This window comes from Klebsiella sp. 54, from assembly GCF_018223875.1.
Lineage (GTDB): Bacteria > Pseudomonadota > Gammaproteobacteria > Enterobacterales > Enterobacteriaceae > Klebsiella > Klebsiella quasipneumoniae.
In genome coordinates this window covers 56623-75606 of record NZ_JAGRRA010000013.1, presented here as the reverse complement: position 1 = coordinate 75606, position 18984 = coordinate 56623, and the positions used below count along the sequence as shown (strand labels likewise).

20 protein-coding genes are annotated in these 18984 nt (G+C 58.2%); 15 read left to right on the top strand and 5 right to left on the bottom strand.

Features of this window, described 5'->3' with window-relative positions:
• Positions 1-93: 93 nt before the first annotated feature.
• Positions 94-1248, top strand: a complete 1155-nt coding sequence (locus KHQ24_RS21930) for an MFS transporter (RefSeq protein WP_074194523.1) — start codon at positions 94-96, stop codon at positions 1246-1248.
• A 157-nt stretch (positions 1249-1405) separates the two neighbouring features.
• Positions 1406-2407, top strand: coding sequence for an adenosine deaminase (add, locus tag KHQ24_RS21925; RefSeq protein WP_004202835.1), 1002 nt, complete (start codon positions 1406-1408; stop codon positions 2405-2407).
• Between the two features lie 35 nt (positions 2408-2442).
• Here the strand turns inward: add and KHQ24_RS21920 are convergent, their stop codons facing one another.
• Positions 2443-3483 carry an oxidoreductase gene (locus KHQ24_RS21920; RefSeq protein WP_211777468.1) on the bottom strand — a complete coding sequence of 347 codons (1041 nt, stop codon included), beginning with the start codon at positions 3481-3483 and terminating at the stop codon, positions 2443-2445.
• 190 nt (positions 3484-3673) lie between these two features.
• On the opposite strand from KHQ24_RS21920, the gene blr reads away from it, so the two are divergent.
• The 13 genes from blr to gstA all read left to right on the top strand — a co-directional run bounded on the left by blr (position 3674) and on the right by gstA (position 15581).
• Positions 3674-3811, top strand: a complete 138-nt coding sequence (gene blr, locus KHQ24_RS21915; RefSeq protein ID WP_012541534.1) for a division septum protein Blr — start codon at positions 3674-3676, stop codon at positions 3809-3811.
• A 114-nt stretch (positions 3812-3925) separates the two neighbouring features.
• The gene (locus tag KHQ24_RS21910; RefSeq protein ID WP_017900465.1) at positions 3926-5296 is read left to right on the top strand and encodes a GH1 family beta-glucosidase; all 1371 of its coding nucleotides are present in this window, start codon (positions 3926-3928) and stop codon (positions 5294-5296) included.
• A 215-nt stretch (positions 5297-5511) separates the two neighbouring features.
• The gene (gene ydgT, locus KHQ24_RS21905; RefSeq protein ID WP_004202843.1) at positions 5512-5727 is read left to right on the top strand and encodes a transcription modulator YdgT; all 216 of its coding nucleotides are present in this window, start codon (positions 5512-5514) and stop codon (positions 5725-5727) included.
• A gap of 75 nt (positions 5728-5802) precedes the next feature.
• Positions 5803-6243 (top strand): DUF2569 domain-containing protein, encoded by a 441-nt coding sequence (locus KHQ24_RS21900; RefSeq protein WP_004202845.1) that lies wholly within the window; start codon positions 5803-5805, stop codon positions 6241-6243.
• A 78-nt stretch (positions 6244-6321) separates the two neighbouring features.
• Positions 6322-6903, top strand: coding sequence for an electron transport complex subunit RsxA (rsxA, locus tag KHQ24_RS21895; RefSeq protein ID WP_002907658.1), 582 nt, complete (start codon positions 6322-6324; stop codon positions 6901-6903).
• On the top strand, positions 6903-7481 hold the full coding sequence (rsxB, locus tag KHQ24_RS21890) for an electron transport complex subunit RsxB (protein ID WP_004202846.1): 579 nt from the start codon (positions 6903-6905) through the stop codon (positions 7479-7481). Before rsxA ends, rsxB begins: the two co-directional genes overlap by 1 nt.
• Positions 7474-9735, top strand: coding sequence for an electron transport complex subunit RsxC (rsxC, locus tag KHQ24_RS21885; RefSeq protein WP_065877553.1), 2262 nt, complete (start codon positions 7474-7476; stop codon positions 9733-9735). The genes rsxB and rsxC overlap by 8 nt, the downstream gene beginning before the upstream one ends.
• Positions 9736-10788 carry an electron transport complex subunit RsxD gene (rsxD, locus tag KHQ24_RS21880; protein ID WP_049004654.1) on the top strand — a complete coding sequence of 351 codons (1053 nt, stop codon included), beginning with the start codon at positions 9736-9738 and terminating at the stop codon, positions 10786-10788.
• Between the two features lie 10 nt (positions 10789-10798).
• Complete coding sequence (gene rsxG, locus KHQ24_RS21875) at positions 10799-11419, top strand: electron transport complex subunit RsxG (RefSeq protein WP_208527172.1); 621 nt, start codon at positions 10799-10801, stop codon at positions 11417-11419.
• Positions 11420-11421: 2 nt separating this feature from the next.
• Positions 11422-12120, top strand: a complete 699-nt coding sequence (locus KHQ24_RS21870; RefSeq protein ID WP_017900824.1) for an electron transport complex subunit E — start codon at positions 11422-11424, stop codon at positions 12118-12120.
• A gap of 1 nt (position 12121) precedes the next feature.
• Entirely contained in the window at positions 12122-12757 is a 636-nt protein-coding gene (nth, locus tag KHQ24_RS21865; RefSeq protein ID WP_004202854.1) for an endonuclease III, read from the top strand.
• A 602-nt stretch (positions 12758-13359) separates the two neighbouring features.
• Positions 13360-14865, top strand: a complete 1506-nt coding sequence (gene dtpA, locus KHQ24_RS21860) for a dipeptide/tripeptide permease DtpA (RefSeq protein WP_004202855.1) — start codon at positions 13360-13362, stop codon at positions 14863-14865.
• 110 nt (positions 14866-14975) lie between these two features.
• Entirely contained in the window at positions 14976-15581 is a 606-nt protein-coding gene (gstA, locus tag KHQ24_RS21855; protein WP_004202856.1) for a glutathione transferase GstA, read from the top strand.
• A gap of 42 nt (positions 15582-15623) precedes the next feature.
• Here the strand turns inward: gstA and pdxY are convergent, their stop codons facing one another.
• From pdxY to mliC, 4 genes are all read right to left on the bottom strand, one after another.
• Positions 15624-16484: a pyridoxal kinase PdxY gene (gene pdxY, locus KHQ24_RS21850; protein WP_004202858.1), complete on the bottom strand. Its 861-nt coding sequence runs from the start codon at positions 16482-16484 to the stop codon at positions 15624-15626.
• A gap of 61 nt (positions 16485-16545) precedes the next feature.
• The gene (tyrS, locus tag KHQ24_RS21845; protein WP_004175868.1) at positions 16546-17820 is read right to left on the bottom strand and encodes a tyrosine--tRNA ligase; all 1275 of its coding nucleotides are present in this window, start codon (positions 17818-17820) and stop codon (positions 16546-16548) included.
• A gap of 124 nt (positions 17821-17944) precedes the next feature.
• Complete coding sequence (gene pdxH / locus KHQ24_RS21840; protein ID WP_004202860.1) at positions 17945-18601, bottom strand: pyridoxamine 5'-phosphate oxidase; 657 nt, start codon at positions 18599-18601, stop codon at positions 17945-17947.
• A gap of 57 nt (positions 18602-18658) precedes the next feature.
• Positions 18659-18982, bottom strand: coding sequence for a C-type lysozyme inhibitor (gene mliC, locus KHQ24_RS21835; RefSeq protein WP_004202862.1), 324 nt, complete (start codon positions 18980-18982; stop codon positions 18659-18661).
• Between the last annotated feature and the right edge of the window lie 2 nt (positions 18983-18984).

Here is an 18984-nt window from a genome sequence, read left to right as displayed (position 1 = left end):
TTTAAAAAGCAACCAGATAGAAGGTCTCTTATGAAAGATAAGACAAGCAGGTGTACCGGCCACGGAATTCAAACCGCGTCAGCCCCCGACGCGATGCTCACCGCAGGGATAACGACGTTGTTTTCACTGACCTGCGCGCTGGCGGTAGCCAACGTTTATTCAGCTCAACCTTTACTCGACTCGATGGCGGTCAGCCTCAAGGTGGCGCCAGGCATGATTGGCGGCGTCATCACCGCTACGCAGTTGGGCTATGCCATTGGCTTACTGTTCCTGGTTCCGCTCGGGGACTGGCTGAACCGTAAATACGTGGCGATGACTCAGCTGTTGCTTTCAGCGGCGGCGTTAGTTGTAGCAGGGTTATCCCCCAATATAGCCACTCTGCTTGGCGCCATGCTGATCGTTGGCCTGATGGCCGTTGTGGTGCAGTTGATGGTGGCGTGGGTGGCAATACTGGCGACACCGCAGAAACGAGGCCAGGCGGTGGGTACCCTGACCAGCGGAATTGTTTCAGGCATCCTGTTGTCTCGGTTTATCTCAGGCGCGATAGCCGATATTGCCGGCTGGCGAGCCGTTTATCTCACGGCTGCCTGTATGATGCTGTTGATGGCCGGTGTCGTCTGGAAGGTCATGCCTTCGCCCTCAAAGCAATCGCAGCCACAAAAGTCCACCTACCTTTCCTTATTGAAGTCAGTGTTTCAGCTATATATCACTGAACCGCAACTGAGAAAGCGCGGCATCCTGGCGCTTCTTATCTTCGCCGCCTTCAGCATGCTATGGACAACTATGGTCATGCCGCTTACCGCCCTTTCCCTCTCGCACACCCAGGCGGGGATGTTTGGCTTAGCCGGCCTCGCTGGCGTGCTGGCCGCCTCAAGAGCGGGAAAGTGGGCTGACCAGGGATGGGCTCAGCGTACTACCGGCTTGGCGCTGGCGCTGCTGGCTCTCTCATGGCTGCCTATCGCCTATGTTGAAACCTCTTTGCTCTGGCTGTTAGCTGGCGTCATTGCGCTGGACTTTGCGGTACAGGCCGTACATGTCTCTAACCAGAGCCTGATCATTGCCGCCAGGCCTGCAGCGGCAAGCCGCCTGGTTGGGGCTTACATGTGTTTTTATTCGCTGGGTAGCGCGGCAGGGGCTATCGTTGCCACACAGCTTTATTCCCACTGGGGATGGCAGGCGGTCTGCCTTGCGGGTGCCGCGGTCAGCGCGTGTGCTTTTCTTGTCTGGTCAGGATCGCGTCGATCATGACATTCGGCCCCTGTTTTGAAGGGGCCAGTCAAAAAGCGCGTAAAAATGACCTGATTGCCCCCAGCTGTTTGTATCGCATAGATTTTTTCAATGCTTTTAAACAGTTATGCTCATGTTGTATAATGACGTGCACTTTAACTAAAAAAAGAGTGCGACCATGATTGATTCCTCATTGCCATTAACCGACATTCACCGCCACCTTGACGGTAACATCCGGGCCCAAACCATCCTCGATCTTGGCCGCGAGTTTAATATCACCCTTCCCGCTACCACCCTTGACACGCTGCGTCCCCACGTCCAGGTCACCAGCCTGGAGCCCGATCTGGTCAGTTTTCTCGCCAAGCTCGACTGGGGGGTGAAAGTCCTGGCCTCGCTGGAAGCCTGCCGTCGCGTGGCGTATGAGAACGTCGAAGACGCGGCGCGCAATGGCCTGCACTACGTGGAGCTGCGCTTCTCCCCACGCTATATGGCGATGACCCACCAGTTGCCGGTTGACGGCGTGGTAGAGGCAGTGATCGCCGGGGTACGTGAGGGGTGCCGCGATTTTCAGGTCGACGCCCGCCTGATCGGCATTTTGAGCCGCACCTTTGGCGAAGCGGCCTGTCAGGAAGAGCTGGCGGCGCTGCTCGCCCACCGCGATGGCATCACCGCCCTCGACCTCGCTGGCGATGAGCTGGGCTTCCCGGGGGCGCTGTTCCTCAGTCATTTTAACCAGGCCCGCGATGCCGGGTGGCATATCACCGTTCACGCTGGCGAAGCGGCCGGCCCGGAAAGTATCTGGCAGGCCATTCGTGAGCTGGGCGCCGAGCGTATCGGCCACGGGGTAAAAGCGGTACAGGATCCCGCCCTGATGGACTATCTGGCCGAGCACCGCATCGGGATTGAATCCTGTCTCACCTCGAACGTGCAAACCAGCACCGTACCCTCTCTGGCCCAGCATCCGCTGAAGCAGTTCCTTGAGCACGGCGTGCTGGCGAGCCTCAACACTGACGATCCGGCGGTCCAGGGGGTCGATATTATCCACGAATACACCGTGGCGGCGCCGGCGGCGGGCCTGAGCCGGGAGCAGATCCGCCAGGCCCAGATCAATGGTCTGACCCAGGCGTTTCTGAGCGAACAGGAAAAAGCCGCGCTCATTCAGCGGGTGGCTAAAGGCTGATAGCCGGCCCGGCAGCCGCGCTGCCGGGCTATCTCTTACACAAGGCTGAGCGTGGCGCGATGCCGGGCCGACTCGATACCGAGCTCAAGCAGGGTCATGATTTGAATCGCCTCGCTGGCCGGAACCGGGTTTTCTCCCACCCCATTGAGTGCATCGCGGATAGCGGCATAGTAAGCGGGATAATTGCCCGGTAGCGTCAGCCATGTCTCCTCGCTACGTTCGTCGCCTTCGGCGCGGGTCAGGGTACCGTCACGCATATCATACCCCCAGTCCTCCTGCGGCAAACGCTCGCCATTTTTCAGCCGCTCCTCCTGCGGGTCGAGACCGTACTTGATAAAGCTGGCCCGCGAGCCGTGGACGATAAAGCGCGCGCTCTCCGCGGCGGCGAGCAATGTGCCGTGCAGCACCACCCGCCGCTGTGGATAGGCCAGCACCGCGTGAAAATAGTCGGTGGATTGCGCGCCGGGCCGAAGTTGAGCGAGCTCCACCGTGATGCTCACCGGCAGACCAAACAGCACCACCGCCTGGTCGAGCAGATGCGGTCCGAGATCATACCAAATTCCACTCCCGGGGCCCGCCTGTTCCCGCCAGCGCTGGCGTACCTGCGGGCGGAAGCGGTCGAAATGGGATTCGAAGTAACACACCTCTCCCAGCAGGCCTTCGTCGATTAACGTTCTGACCGTTAAGAAATCACTGTCCCAGCGCCGATTGTGAAATACCGACAGCACCCGGCCACAGTGCTTCGCCAGGCTCTCCAGCTCACGAGCCTGTGACAGTGTCACGGTAAAGGGTTTATCCACCACCACGTGCTTACCGGCCTCCAGCGCCGCTTTCGCCAGTGGGAAGTGGGTGTCGTTCGGCGTGGCGATGACCACCAGATCGATCTCCGGGTCGTTCAGCAATTCACCCGCCGCACTAACCACCTTCGCGCCAGGCCAGTCGGCATGAACTTTGGCCGCGTCGCTGCTGGAGACCGTCGTCAGCGCCAGGCCCGGCGTGCCGCTGATTAATGGCGCGTGAAACGTTTTGCTGGCATAGCCATAGCCCACCAGCCCCACCCGGATCGCATCACTCATTTAACCGCCTCTCTTATTCAGCTGATGTCAATATCTGACTAATGAGAATATTCTTACAAAACGTGAATAAAACTTATCATTTTTTCACTTAAGGTTTTAACGCATGCGTGCAAAATCAGACAGATACCCCTTGTGATCTGCTGACCATAGAGTAACATTTCCCACTGTGTTCAAAGGATATTGAAGTGTTATGACGACTGTTTTTACTCGTATTGTAGAACTTATTGGCTGGATTGTTTTTGGGATTTCCGCACTGCTTTTGGTTATCGCGCACCATATTGATAACTACCAGTCGCCACCGCCAGCGGATGTGGTGCAGACAAAGTAGCGCCGCCGTGAAACAGTGACCCGCTTCGCAACTGTGCAACCGGTTTCAGAAACCGGTTGCACAGTTATCCTTGCTTTGATTACACTCCCTCTATCATCAGACTGGGAGCTTTTCATGGCCGCTTTTCCGCAACATTTTTTATGGGGTGCCGCTACCGCAGCGTATCAGGTTGAAGGTGGGCACGACGCTGACGGTAAAGGACCGTCAATCTGGGATATCTACTCTCACCTGCCGGGAACCACCTTTGAAGGGACCACCGGCGATATCGCCGTCGATCACTATCACCGTTTTCGCGAAGACGTGGCGTTGATGGCCGAGATGGGCCTGCAGAGCTATCGCTTTTCCATCTCCTGGCCGCGCCTGCTGCCCACCGGGCGCGGCGAGGTTAATGAAGCAGGCGTGCAGTTTTATAGCGATCTGATCGATGAACTGCTGGCGCATAATATTGAGCCGATGATTACCCTCTATCACTGGGACCTGCCGCAGGCCCTGCAGGATGAGGGCGGCTGGGAAGCACGCAGCACCGCCGAAGCCTTCGCCGAGTACGCCCGCCTGTGCTACGCCCGCTTTGGTTCGCGGGTGAAGCTGTGGGCTACCTTTAACGAGACCATCGTCTTTATCGGCCACGGCTACATTAACGGCCTGCATCCGCCGGCCGTTCGCGATCCGGCGCGCGCCATCCAGGCCTGTCATCACGTGTTTATCGCCCATGCGCTGGCGGTGAAGGCGTTTCGCGAGATGGCCGTGGCGGGCGAGATTGGTTTCGTCAATGTGCTGCAGCCGCATACCCCGCTCACCGACAGCGAGGCGGACAGGCAGGCTACCGACCTGGCTGACGCCATCCATACCCACTGGCTGTACGATCCGGTGCTAAAAGGCACCTATCCTGCTGCCCTGCTGGCGCAGACTCAAGCCCTGTGGGGAGTACCGCGCTTTGCTCCAGGCGACGACGCGCTGCTGCGAGACAACCGCTGTGACTTTATCGGTCTGAATTACTATCGTCGGGAAACGGTATCCGCCCAGCCGCCCGAAATCCCCACCGGCGGCGAGCCTGGCGTGGAGGGGTTATTCTATTTCGTGCGTAATCCGCAGAGCACTTATACCGAATGGGGCTGGGAGATCTGGCCGCAGGGGCTAACCGACGGCATTATGATGATCAAGGCGCGCTATGGCGATATCCCGATCTATATCACCGAGAATGGCCTGGGAGCGAAAGACCCGATTATTGCCGGTGAGGTGGTCGACGATCCGCGAATCGACTACCTGAGCAGCCATATTGGCGCTCTGGAAAAGGCGCTGGCGCAGGGAGCTGACGTTCGCGGCTATTATCCCTGGTCGTTTATCGATCTGCTTAGCTGGCTCAACGGATATCAAAAGCAATATGGCTTTGTCTATGTGGACCACCAGCAAAATCTGGCACGGAAACGAAAGAAGAGTTTTTATTGGTACAAATCTGTTATTGCCAGTCGCGGCGAACAGCGTTAATCTTCTCCTGCGGGCGCCATTCGGCGCCCGGTCTGATTTAGAATATTCTTAAACATCTCCCTGCTCTTCAAGGCTGGCTTTGCCCCTTGTCATGGGTTTATATAACCTGAAACATTCCACGCGGCCCCGGCAGAAGGCGCCGTTGGTTGAGAGTAGGTTTAGTGAATGCTGATAATATTCAACGTAATTATTCCGATTATAAAATGGATACGAAAATGACCGTTCTGGACTATTTATTAAAATTCCGCAAAATCAGTTCGCTGGAAAGTCTTGAAAAACTATTTGATCACCTTAACTACTCCCTGACTGACACCGAAGAGATCGTTAATATGTATCGCGCCGCCGATCACCGCCGGGCAGAGCTGGTTTCCGGCGGTAAATTGTTCGATGTGGGCCAGGTGCCTAAATCCGTTTGGCGATTCGTGCAGTAAGACTGTCATCCTTCACGCCAGTTGCTTATACTTCCCGGCCTGCTTTTATATACTGGCGTTAAATAGGGGAGAACCATGACGTCTCAATCTGCGGAACGCATCGGCGGATGGCTGCTGGCACCGCTGGCCTGGTTGCTGGTGGCGCTGCTGAGCGCCTCGTTATCGCTGCTGTTTTTTGCCAATGCCCTCATGTCGCCGCAAACCTGGGCCCTGCTGCGCGCCATGAGCACCGGACACATGGCGCTGTGGGTCGCCTCGTTGCTGTTTGCCCTCGCCATGTGGTTTTATACGCTCTGGCTGACCATCGCCTTTTTCAAGCGGCGCTCGCTGGTGCCGAAACACTATATTATCTGGCTGCTCATTACGCTGCTGCTGGCGATAAAGGCGTTTGCCTTCTCCCCCGTTTCGGATGTCCTTGCACTGCGTCAGCTACTGTTTCCGCTGCTGGCCGCCGCGCTGCTGGCGCCCTATTTTCGCCGTTCACAGCGGGTAAAACGGACCTTTGTTAATCCGTAATAACCCCACACTTAACCTGTTGTCGCCGGTATCGTTTTATTCGATAATAAGCGGCTTTTTTTCGTTTCAGGTCGCATGATGGCTGATTATTTACTGCTCTTTATCGGTACTGTCCTTGTCAATAACTTCGTTTTGGTGAAGTTCCTTGGCCTGTGTCCGTTTATGGGGGTTTCCAAAAAGCTGGAAACCGCAATGGGGATGGGGCTCGCCACCACCTTCGTGATGACCCTGGCCTCTATTTGCGCCTGGCTGATTGATACCTGGATCCTTATCCCGCTAAATCTGGTTTATTTACGTACCCTGGCCTTTATTCTGGTTATCGCCGTGGTGGTCCAGTTCACTGAGATGGTGGTGCGTAAAACCAGCCCGGCGCTCTATCGCCTGCTGGGCATCTTTTTGCCCCTTATCACCACCAACTGCGCGGTGCTCGGGGTGGCGCTGCTGAACATCAACCTGGGCCACAATTTCCTGCAGTCGGCGCTGTACGGCTTTGCCGCCGCCGTCGGCTTCTCGCTGGTGATGGTGCTGTTCGCGGCGATCCGCGAACGTCTGGTGGTGGCCGATGTCCCCGCGCCGTTCCGCGGTAATGCCATCGCGCTGATTACCGCCGGTTTAATGTCTCTGGCCTTTATGGGCTTTAGTGGTTTGGTGAAGTTGTAATGAGCGCAGTCTGGATAGCCGTGATCGCCATCAGCCTGTTAGGGCTGATTTTCGGCTTAATACTGGGGTATGCGTCGCGCCGTTTCGCGGTGCAGGACGACCCGGTGGTGGAAAAAATTGATGAACTGTTACCGCAGAGCCAATGTGGGCAGTGCGGCTACCCTGGCTGCCGCCCCTATGCGGAAGCGGTGGGCGTGCAGGGTGAGAAAATTAATCGCTGCGCGCCGGGTGGCGAAGCGGTGATGTTAAAAATCGCCGCCTTGCTCAACGTCGACCCGCAGCCTGTCGACGGCGACGAGCAGGCAGCCGAGCCGGCCCGCATGCTCGCCGTGATTGACGAGCCGAACTGCATCGGCTGTACCAAATGTATTCAGGCGTGTCCCGTGGATGCCATTGTCGGGGCGACCCGCGCCATGCATACCGTGATGAGCGACCTGTGCACCGGCTGCAACCTGTGCGTTGCCCCCTGCCCGACCCAGTGCATTTCACTCGTTCCGGTGGCGACCACCCCGGAGACCTGGAAATGGGATCTGCACACGATCCCGGTGCGAAATATTCCTGTGGAACAACATGTTTAAGCTATTTTCCGCTTTCCGAAAAGACAAAGTCTGGGATTTTAACGGCGGTATTCACCCGCCGGAGATGAAAACCCAGTCAAACGGCACCCCGCTGCGCCAGGTTTCCCTGCCGCAGCGCTTTGTGATCCCGCTGAAGCAGCACATCGGCGCCGAAGGCGAACTGTGCGTCAAAGTAGGCGACCGGGTGCTGCGCGGCCAGCCGCTAACCCGCGGTTGGGGAAGAATGCTGCCGGTTCACGCCCCCACCTCCGGCACCGTTGCCGCTATCGCCCCGCACACCACCGCCCATCCATCCGCGCTGGCGGAGATGAGCGTGATCATTGACGCCGACGGCGAAGACCGCTGGATCGAACGCGACGGCTGGAGCGACTACCAGACCCGCACACGTGAAGCGCTGATTGAGCGCATCCACCAGTTTGGCGTTGCCGGCCTCGGCGGCGCCGGCTTCCCCACCGGCAGTAAACTGCGCGGCGGCGGCGATAAAATTAAAACGCTGATCATTAACGCCGCCGAGTGCGAACCCTATATCACGGCGGACGACCGCCTGATGCAGGACTGCGCGGCGCAGATTGTCGAAGGGATCCGCATCCTCGCCCACATTCTGCAGCCTGACGAGGTGCTGATCGGCATTGAAGACAATAAGCCGCAGGCCATCTCCATGCTGCGGGCTGTACTCTGCGACGCCCATGGCATTTCGCTGCGCGTGATTCCCACCAAATACCCCTCCGGTGGCGCCAAGCAGCTCACCCAGATTCTCACCGGGAAACAGGTGCCGCACGGCGGTCGTTCTTCGGACATTGGCGTGCTAATGCAGAACGTCGGTACAGCCTACGCGGTGAAACGCGCGGTAATTGACGGCGAACCGTTAACCGAGCGCGTGGTCACCCTCACCGGCGAGGCGGTAACCCGGCCGGGCAATGTCTGGGCGCGCCTTGGCACGCCGGTGCGCCATCTGTTGAACGACGCCGGATTCTGCGCCAGCGCTGAGCCGATGGTGATCATGGGCGGCCCGCTGATGGGCTTTACTCTGCCGGGGCTCGACGTCCCGGTAGTGAAGATCACCAACTGTCTCTTAGCGCCCTCCGCCAGCGAAATGGGCGAGCCGCAGGAAGAAAAAGGCTGCATTCGCTGTAGCGCCTGCGCCGACGCCTGCCCGGCCGATCTGCTGCCGCAGCAGCTGTACTGGTTCAGCAAAGGCCAGCAGCACGATAAAGCCACCGCTCACAATCTGGCGGACTGCATCGAATGCGGCGCGTGCGCGTGGGTATGCCCAAGCAATATTCCGCTGGTGCAGTACTTCCGCCAGGAGAAAGCCGAGATCGCGGCGATTCGTCTGGAAGAGCAGCGCGCTGCGGAAGCCAAGGCGCGATTCGAGGCCCGACAGGCGCGCCTGGAGCGTGAGAAAGCGGCCCGCGCCGAGCGGCATAAAAAAGCCGCCGTCCAGCCAGCCGCCAAAGATCAGGATGCGATTAACGCCGCCCTGGCCCGGGTACGTGATAAACAGCGCGACGCCGCGCAGCCTATCGTGATTCAGGCCGGCGCCAGACCGGACAACAGCGAGGCGATTGCCGCCCGCGAAGCGCGGAAGGCCGAAGCCCGGGCGCGTAAAGCGCAGCAGCAGGCCGCGCCGGCAGAATCCCCGTCGACCGACGCAGCCGATCCCCGCAAAGCGGCGGTGGAAGCCGCTATCGCCCGCGCCAAAGCGCGCAAAGCCGAACAGCAGGCCGCGCCGGCGGAAGCCCCGGCGGCCGAGCCGGTCGACCCGCGCAAGGCGGCGGTGGAAGCCGCTATCGCCCGCGCCAAAGCGCGCAAAGCCGAACAGCAGGCCGCGCCGGCGGAAACCCCGGCGGCCGAGCCGGTCGACCCGCGCAAGGCGGCGGTGGAAGCCGCTATCGCCCGCGCCAAAGCGCGCAAAGCCGAACAGCAGGCCACGCCGGCGGAAACCCCGCCAGCCAAGCCGGTCGACCCGCGCAAGGCCGCGGTGGAAGCCGCTATCGCCCGCGCCAAAGCGCGCAAAGCTGAACAGCAGGCCGCGCCGGCGGAAGCCCCGCCAGCCGAGCCGGTCGACCCGCGCAAGGCCGCGGTGGAGGCCGCTATCGCCCGCGCCAAAGCGCGCAAAGCCGAACAGCAGGCTGCCCAGGCGGATATTGCGTCAACCGCAGCCAATGACGACCCACGCAAAGCGGCCGTCGCCGCGGCGATCGCTCGCGTTCAGGCGCGCAAAGCAACACAGCAGGCAGTTAACGAGGAATAAATGGTTTTCAGAATCGCAAGCTCCCCCTATACCCATAACCAGCGGCAGACCTCGCGCATTATGCTGCTGGTGCTGCTCGCCGCCGTGCCTGGTATTGTGATCCAGACGTGGTTTTTCGGCTGGGGCACCGTCCTGCAGATTGTCCTCGCCGCCCTGACGGCCTGGGCAACGGAAGCCGCTATTCTCAAACTGCGCAAACAGCCTGTTGCGGCCACCCTGAGGGATAACTCCGCCCTGCTCACCGGCCTGCTGCTGGCGGTGAGTATTCCGCCGCTGGCCCCCTGGTGGATGGTGGTGCTCGGCACCGCCTTTGCCGTAGTGATCGCCAAGCAGTTGTACGGTGGACTCGGCCATAACCCTTTCAACCCGGCGATGATCGGCTATGTCGTGCTGCTGATTTCGTTCCCAGTGCAGATGACCTCCTGGCTGCCTTCTTACGAGATTGCCGCCCATATCCCGACGTTCAGCGATACGCTGCAGATGATCTTCACCGGTCATACCGCCGTCGGAGACGACATGGCCACCCTGCGGCTGGGTATCGACGGCATCAGTCAGGCCACCCCGCTGGATACTTTCAAAACCTCCCTGCATTCCGGGCATAGCGTCCAGCAGGTACTGCAGTTGCCGGTTTACGGCGGCGTTCTGGCGGGGCTGGGCTGGCAGTGGGTGAATATCGCCTGGCTGGCGGGCGGTCTGTTCCTGCTGTGGCAGAAGGCGATCCGCTGGCATATACCGGTCAGCTTCCTCGTCAGCCTTGGCCTGTGCGCAACCCTCGGCTGGATCTTCTCGCCGCAGAGTCTGGCCTCGCCGCAGATGCATTTATTCTCCGGGGCCACCATGCTTGGCGCCTTCTTTATTCTGACCGACCCGGTGACGGCCTCGACAACCAACCGCGGACGTCTGATCTTCGGCGCCCTCGCCGGCCTGCTGGTGTGGCTTATTCGCAGCTTCGGCGGTTACCCGGACGGTGTGGCGTTTGCCGTTCTGCTGGCGAATATTACCGTGCCGCTGATCGATTACTACACGCGCCCGCGCGTGTATGGCCACCGTTGAGAGAACGATGATGTTAAAAACGATGCGAAAACACGGCGTCACGTTGGCGCTTTTTGCCGCCGGCTCCACCGGGCTAACGGCGGCGATCAATGAGCTGACCAAAAGCACCATCGACCAGCAGGCGGCCCTGCAGCAGAAAGCGTTATTCGACCAGGTTTTACCTGCCGACCGCTATAATAACGATCTGCTTAAGAGCTGCTATCTGGTCAGCGCCCCGGCGCTGGGCAAAGGCCAGCATAAAGTGTGGATCGCCAAAAATAACGGTCAGCCGATTGGCGCGGTCATGGAAGCCACCGCGCCGGACGGCTATTCCGGAGCGATCCAGCTGCTGGTGGCCGCCGATTTTAGCGGCACGGTCCTCGGCACCCGCGTGACCGAGCATCATGAGACCCCGGGTCTGGGGGATAAAATCGAGCTTCGCCTGTCGGACTGGATCACCCATTTTGCCGGGAAAGCCATCCACGGTCAGGGCGACAGCCATTGGGCGGTCAAAAAAGACGGCGGCGATTTTGACCAGTTCACCGGCGCCACCATCACCCCCCGGGCGGTGGTCAATGCCGTTAAGCGCGCAGGCCTGTATGCACAAACGCTGCCTGCGCAACTTCCTGAATTCAGCGCCTGTGGAGAGTAACCATGAGCGAAGTTAAAGACGTCATCGTCCAGGGTCTGTGGAAAAACAACTCCGCTCTGGTTCAGCTGTTAGGGATGTGTCCCCTGCTGGCAGTCACCTCGACGGCCACCAACGCCCTTGGGCTGGGTCTGGCGACCACCCTGGTGCTGACCCTGACCAACCTGACCATCTCCAGCCTGCGCCGCTGGACCCCGGCGGAGATCCGCATCCCGATCTACGTGATGATCATCGCCTCGGTAGTGAGCGTGGTGCAGATGCTGATCAACGCTTATGCGTTCGGTCTGTATCAGTCGCTGGGGATATTTATCCCGCTTATCGTCACCAACTGCATCGTGGTAGGCCGTGCCGAAGCCTTTGCCGCCAAAAAAGGGCCGGCGCTGTCGGCGCTGGACGGTTTCTCTATCGGTATGGGGGCCACCTGCGCGATGTTCGTGCTGGGCTCCCTGCGCGAAATCCTCGGCAATGGCACGCTGTTTGACGGCGCCGACAGCCTGCTTGGCAGCTGGGCAAAGGTGCTGCGCATCGAGGTTTTCCATACGGACACCCCTTTCCTGCTGGCTATGCTGCCGCCAGGCGCCTTTATTGGCCTCGGCATGATGCTGGCGGTAAAATACCTTATCGATGAACGTAGCAAGCAGCGGAAGGCGCAGGCGGCCCGGGCCGACGCTGTCGCCCCGTCTGACGCGACAGGGAAAGCGTAACATGAACAAAGCCAAACGCCTGGCGATCCTGACCAGGCTGCGGGACAATGATCCCCACCCCACCACCGAGCTGCACTTCAGCTCGCCGTTTGAGCTGCTGATTGCCGTCCTGCTCTCGGCGCAGGCAACCGACGTGAGCGTCAATAAAGCGACAGCCAAACTCTACCCGGTGGCCAACACGCCCGCGGCGATGCTGGCGCTGGGAGTGGAGGGCGTGAAATCCTATATCAAGACCATCGGCCTGTTTAACAGCAAAGCGGAAAACGTCATCAAAACCTGCCGTATCCTGCTGGAGCAGCACAACGGCGAGGTACCAGAGGACAGAGCGGCGCTGGAGGCATTGCCCGGCGTGGGCCGCAAAACCGCCAACGTGGTGCTGAATACCGCCTTTGGCTGGCCGACGATCGCCGTGGATACCCATATCTTCCGTGTTTGCAACCGGACGCAATTCGCTCCCGGGAAAAACGTCGAACAGGTTGAAGAGAAGCTTCTGAAGGTCGTTCCCGCCGAGTTTAAGGTCGACTGCCATCACTGGCTTATTCTGCACGGCCGTTACACCTGTATCGCTCGCAAGCCGCGCTGCGGCTCTTGCCTGATTGAAGACCTTTGCGAATTCAAAGAAAAAGTCTACGCCTGAGCGCCTTTCTCACGACCATAGCCTCACTCTGGGTTATGGTCCGTATTTAGCTATTTAACCCGCCGTTAACACCGCATAAACTGCATTTTGCTGGGCAATTATCCGGTTATATAACAAACAACTAGCTCATTCATTTTTTATCAACGCAAAATTTCTATACATTTGTGATCCAGATCATGCTCGCAACTCAATGTTGAACGAATGTTATAAAAATGGAAATTAAAGTCAGGTAATACAACGGCTGAGCAAAGATTGCCAGGATAATAGCCCATGAATTTTTAGGATAATGGACCATATCACTACCTCACTGCGCGATCAGCAGAATATATCGCCATTTTGAAGAAAAGCGGGCAATCAAAAAGATAAAAATATCAACGATAACGTAACGGTGAAATTTAACTCTGGATAACATTCATATGTCCGGAGCATTATGCCACCCTGATTATGTGTAACAGATTATTACAAAAGCCTTGCCTGATGCGCCAGGATAGTGAACATTACCTGCCGTTTTCCCTCCAAGAATAACTATAAAGGCGGCGGTCCAACGAGATTGCGCCCCGAACACCCCCCAGTAAATATGGGATGTAAAAAAAGAGGTATATGTGTCTACTGCAAACAATAAACCAGCAGAAAGCGTGAGTCTGAACGCTTTCAAACAACCACGCGCGTTCTATCTCATTTTCTCGATCGAGTTGTGGGAGCGTTTTGGTTACTACGGCCTGCAAGGGATCATGGCCGTTTACCTGGTAAAACAGCTGGGTATGTCGGAAGCGGATTCCATTACTCTGTTCTCCTCCTTTAGCGCGCTGGTTTATGGCCTGGTCGCCATTGGCGGCTGGCTGGGCGATAAAGTGCTGGGTACCAAACGCGTCATTATGCTGGGCGCTATCGTGTTGGCCATCGGCTATGCGCTGGTCGCCTGGTCTGGCCATGACGCCGCTATCGTCTATATGGGTATGGCGACAATCGCCGTCGGTAACGGCCTGTTTAAAGCCAACCCGTCTTCCCTGCTCTCTACCTGCTATGACAAAAACGACCCGCGTCTGGACGGTGCATTTACCATGTACTACATGTCCATTAATATCGGTTCGTTCTTCTCGATGCTGGCAACTCCGTGGCTGGCCGCGCGTTTCGGCTGGAGCGTCGCCTTCGCCCTGAGCGTGGTGGGGATGGTGATCACCATCATCAACTTCGCCTTCTGCCAGAAATGGGTGAAACAGTACGGTTCGAAACCGGACTTTGCCCCGGTGCATATGGGTAAACTGCTGGCGACCATCGCTGGCGTGGTGGTGCTGGTCGCTATCGCGACCTGGCTGCTGCACAACCAGGGTATCGCACGCATGGCGCTGGGCGTCATCGCGCTGGGTATCGTGGTGATTTTCGCCAAAGAAGCGATGGGCCTGAAAGGTGCCGCGCGTCGGAAAATGATCGTCGCCTTCCTGCTGATGGTAGAAGCGATCGTCTTCTTCGTACTGTACAGCCAGATGCCGACCTCTCTGAACTTCTTCGCTATCCGCAACGTGGAGCACTCGATCCTCGGCATCGCCTTCGAGCCGGAACAGTATCAGGCGCTGAACCCGTTCTGGATCATGATTGGTAGCCCTATTCTGGCCGCCATCTATAACAAGATGGGCGACCGCCTGCCGATGCCGCACAAGTTCGCTATCGGTATGGTGCTGTGCTCCGGCGCGTTCCTCGTCCTGCCTTTAGGGGCGAAGTTCGCCAGCGACGCTGGTATCGTCTCGGTAAACTGGCTGATCCTGAGCTATGCGCTGCAGTCTATCGGTGAGCTGATGATTTCCGGCCTCGGCCTGGCGATGGTCGCTCAGCTGGTTCCTCAGCGTCTGATGGGCTTCATTATGGGCAGCTGGTTCCTCACCACCGCCGGTGCGGCAATCATCGCCGGGAAAATCGCCAACCTGATGGCGGTACCGGAAAACGTCACCGATCCGCTGGTGTCGCTGGAAGTGTACGGTCATGTGTTCCTGCAGATCGGTATCGTCACCGCGGTCATCGCCGCCCTGATGCTGCTGACCGCGCCGAAGCTGAACCGAATGACTCAGGACGACAGCGCGGACGTAAAAGCACGCGAAACCGCGGCAGCCTGACGCCGCAGGGAAAACCAATTATTTTTAAGCCGCTAACGTTAGGTTAGCGGCTTTTTTTTTACCCCTGGCGGGACTAACATACAGAAAACTGCAGCCACGAGGAGTAACGCATGAAACTGTTCTACAAACCCGGCGCCTGTTCCCTCGCCTCACACATCGCCCTGCGCGAAAGCGGCCTGGATTTCACTTTGCAGAGCGTGGATCTGGCAAGGAAACAGCTGGAAAACGGGGAAGATTATCTGCTGATCAACCCGAAAGGTCAGGTGCCGGCGCTGCTGCTGGATGATGACATCCTGCTCACCGAGGGCGTGGCTATTATGCAATACATCGCCGATCAGGTGCCGGACCGCCATCTGCTGGCGCCCGTGGGCTCCGTTGCCCGTTACCAGACCCTGGAATGGCTGAACTACGTGGCTACCGAACTGCATAAAGGCTTTACGCCGCTCTTCCGCCCGGACACCCCGGAAGACTATAAGCCCGTTGCCCGCGCGTTGCTCGAGAAAAAACTGCAGTACGTGGATGCCTCGCTGGCGGATAAACAGTGGCTGACCGGCCATCGCTTCACCATCGCCGATGGTTATCTGTTCACGGTGCTGCGCTGGGGCTATGCGATTAAACTGGATATGGCCGCCTGCGGTCATATCGGCAGCTGGATGGCGCAGGTGGCGGCGCGTCCGGCAGTGGCTGACGCACTGGCGGCGGAAGGCTTAAAGTAAGACCAGACTCTGCCCGGCGGTCTGCCGGGCAGAGTCAGAAAGTTACAGCCGGGTAGCGCTGAAGCAGTGCTCCGGCACGGCAATACGATCCTGCGCCGCCACCACCTGCAGTTCATACTCCTGCATGTTTTTGGTGGTCAACATGATCTCGTACACCGCGGCGGTGACGTGCTCAAGCGCGTCGCGCAGGCTGGCGCCCTGCAGCAGTTTCACCAACAGCAGACCGCTGGTCACATCACCAACGCCCACCGGCTGACGCAGGCCAAAATCCACCAGCGGCCGGCTGATATGCCAGGCTTCCTCTGCGGTCACCAGCAGCATCTCAAAGCGGTCCATGCTCATGCCGGCGCGGGAAAGATGCTTAACCAGCACTACCTCCGGCCCCTGGACAATCAGCTCCCGCGCGGCGGCCACCGCCTCGCTCACGCTGGCGACCGGATGACCGCAGAGGATCTCCAGCTCCACCAGATTAGGCGCAATGATATCGCTGGCCGGCAGCGCGTAGCGCACGTGGAATTCCGCCACGCCCGGGGCGACGATGCAGCCCTTTTCCGGATGGCCCATCACCGGGTCACAAAAATACTTCGCCTCCGGATTGGCCGCTTTTACCTGACGCACGATGCCCAGGATATGCTCGCCCTGTTCAGCAGATCCGAGATAGCCGCTCAGTACCGCATCGCAGGTCTGCAGCTTGTCGATGTCGGCGATGCCCTGGACGATCTCCGTCAGGTGCGAAGGCGGCATCACACAGCCGGTCCATTTGCCGTACTGCGTATGGTTAGAGAACTGTACGGTATTGAGGGGCCAGACATTGGCACCCAGGCGGCGCATCGGGAACTCGGCGGCACTGTTGCCGGCGTGGCCAAACACTACGTGAGACTGAATGGCGAGGATGTTCTTCATTTTCTTACCACAACCCTAAAAAGAAAAAGGGCGTGGTTTCCCACGCCCTGGTAGTATTTTTTTATTTCCAGCAGACCAGGCAGTAATTCTTCTTACCGCGGCGCAGCAAGGTGTAGCGGCCAAACAGGCGATCGCTGTCAGCAAAAACATATTCCGGATCGGCCTGTTTTTCACCGTTGATGGTCACCGCGTTAGAGGCGACGGTTTTACGCGCCTGGCCGCGGGACGGCTGCAGCTCGGAATCCACCAGCGCCTGCAGCAGATCGGCGCCTTTTTCCATCTCGATCATCGGCACGCCGTCCTGAGCCAGCTGTTCGAAGTCAGCTTCGCTGAGGTCGCTCAGGTTGCCGTTGAACAGGCTCTCGGTAATGCGTTTCGCCGCTTCCAGACCCTCTTCGCCATGCACCAGACGCGTCACCTGCTCTGCCAGCACGTACTGGGCGCGCGGCGCTTTACCGCTGTTTTTATCTTCTTCTTCCAGGGCATTGATCTCTGCAATGTCCATGAAGGTGAAGAACTTGAGGAAGCGATAGACGTCAGCATCCGCGGTGTTGATCCAGAACTGATAGAATTTATACGGACTGGTCTTTTTCGGATCCAGCCACACGGCGCCGCCCTCGGTTTTACCGAACTTGGTGCCGTCCGCTTTGGTAATCAGCGGCACGGTGAGGCCAAACACCTGGTTCTGGTGCAGACGACGGGTCAGATCGATACCGGAGGTAATGTTGCCCCACTGGTCGGAGCCGCCAATCTGCAGCGCCACGCCATGCAGTTTGTTCAGACAGGCGAAGTCGTAACCCTGCAGCAGATTGTAGGAGAACTCGGTAAAGGAGATGCCCTGATCGTCACGATTCAGGCGCTGCTTCACCGCTTCTTTATTGATCATCTGGTTAACAGAGAAGTGTTTACCGATATCGCGGAGGAAGGTCAGCACGTTCATGCTGCCAAACCAGTCATAGTTGTTCGCCGCGATCGCCGAGTTGTCGCCGCAGTCAAAATCAAGGAACGGGGCTACCTGTTTGCGGATTTTATCCACCCACTCCTGCACGGTATCCTCGGTATTCAGCTTACGCTCAGCGGCTTTAAAGCTTGGGTCGCCAATCAGACCGGTAGCGCCGCCCACCAGCGCCACAGGTTTATGACCTGCCTGCTGGAAGCGTTTCAGGCATAACAATGGAACAAGATGCCCCAAATGCAAGCTGTCAGCGGTAGGATCGAAGCCGCAATAGAGCGCGATCGGGCCTTGCGCCAGTCGCTCTGCTAACGCTTCCTCGTCCGTCACCTGGGCTACCAGCCCCCGCTCTTGCAATTGTTTAATCAAGTTACTGCTTGCCATCAAATTCTCCATGTATAAACGACTGCACCTCTGCCGGTACACGACTTTTCGCCAGATGCGAAAAGTACATAGAATAAAGCGCCGGCCCTTTCAGCGCCAGCGCTTCGATAACTAATTTCGGCAATTACGGTGCCAGGCGGTCTATTTTCCAGGCGCCGTTATCGCGCTGGTATAAAAAGCGATCGTGCAGGCGATGTTCGCCCCCCTGCCAGAACTCCATCTGCTCAATGCTGACGCGGAATCCGCCCCAGAAACTCGGCAGCGGTACTTCACCCTGCTGGAATTTCTGCTTCAGCTCGAGGAATTTGCTCTCCAGGATACCCCGAGCAGAGATCCGACTCGACTGCTTCGAGACCCAGGCGCCGATCTGGCTGTCGCGCGGGCGACTGTGGAAATATTTGACCACCTCCAGCGTGGACAGGCGTTCCGCTTTGCCGATCACCATCACCTGGCGCTCCAGCATATGCCACGGAAACAGCAGACTGACCTGCGGGTTATTTTCAATCTGATGGGCTTTGCGGCTGCCAAGGTTGGTATAAAACACCAGCCCTTTTTCGTCGTAATGCTTTAGCAGCACAATACGCTGATAAGGTTGGCCGCTTTCATCAACGGTGGCAACCACCATGGCCGTCGGGTCGGCGAGTTTCGCGTCGCAGGCCTGACGCAGCCAGCGCTCAAACAGCGGCAGAGGTTCAGCTGGAAGATCGTGGCGACGCAAACCGCCACGGGTGTATTCACGGCGCAAGTGCGCGATTTGCTGGAGTTCGTCGTTATCAGACATGGCCATTGAGGATATAGTCATAAGGTGGCGTTATTGTGCGCCCCCCGGACAGAAATCTCAACGTTTGGCGGTCTGCAGCTGGCAGTTATCGAGAACGATGCGGTCGCGCTTATAGACGGTGGCGGTATCGCCTTTCGACCAGAAGACATAGACGCCGTCGGTGTAGCGCGCTCCGGAAGCCGACAGCCCCTCTGACAGATTCAGCTGCTGATTGTCATAAATAAAACTCACCTGCTGGCGTGAGTTATTGCGATGGACCGTCAACGGTTTCTGGTCGCATTGATACTCCAGCGTGTCCGTCTGCATCCGCTCGACAAACTGGTTGTAGTAGCTACAGCCCGCCAGCATAAAAGGTACAACTGCGATAAGAATTTTTTTCATTC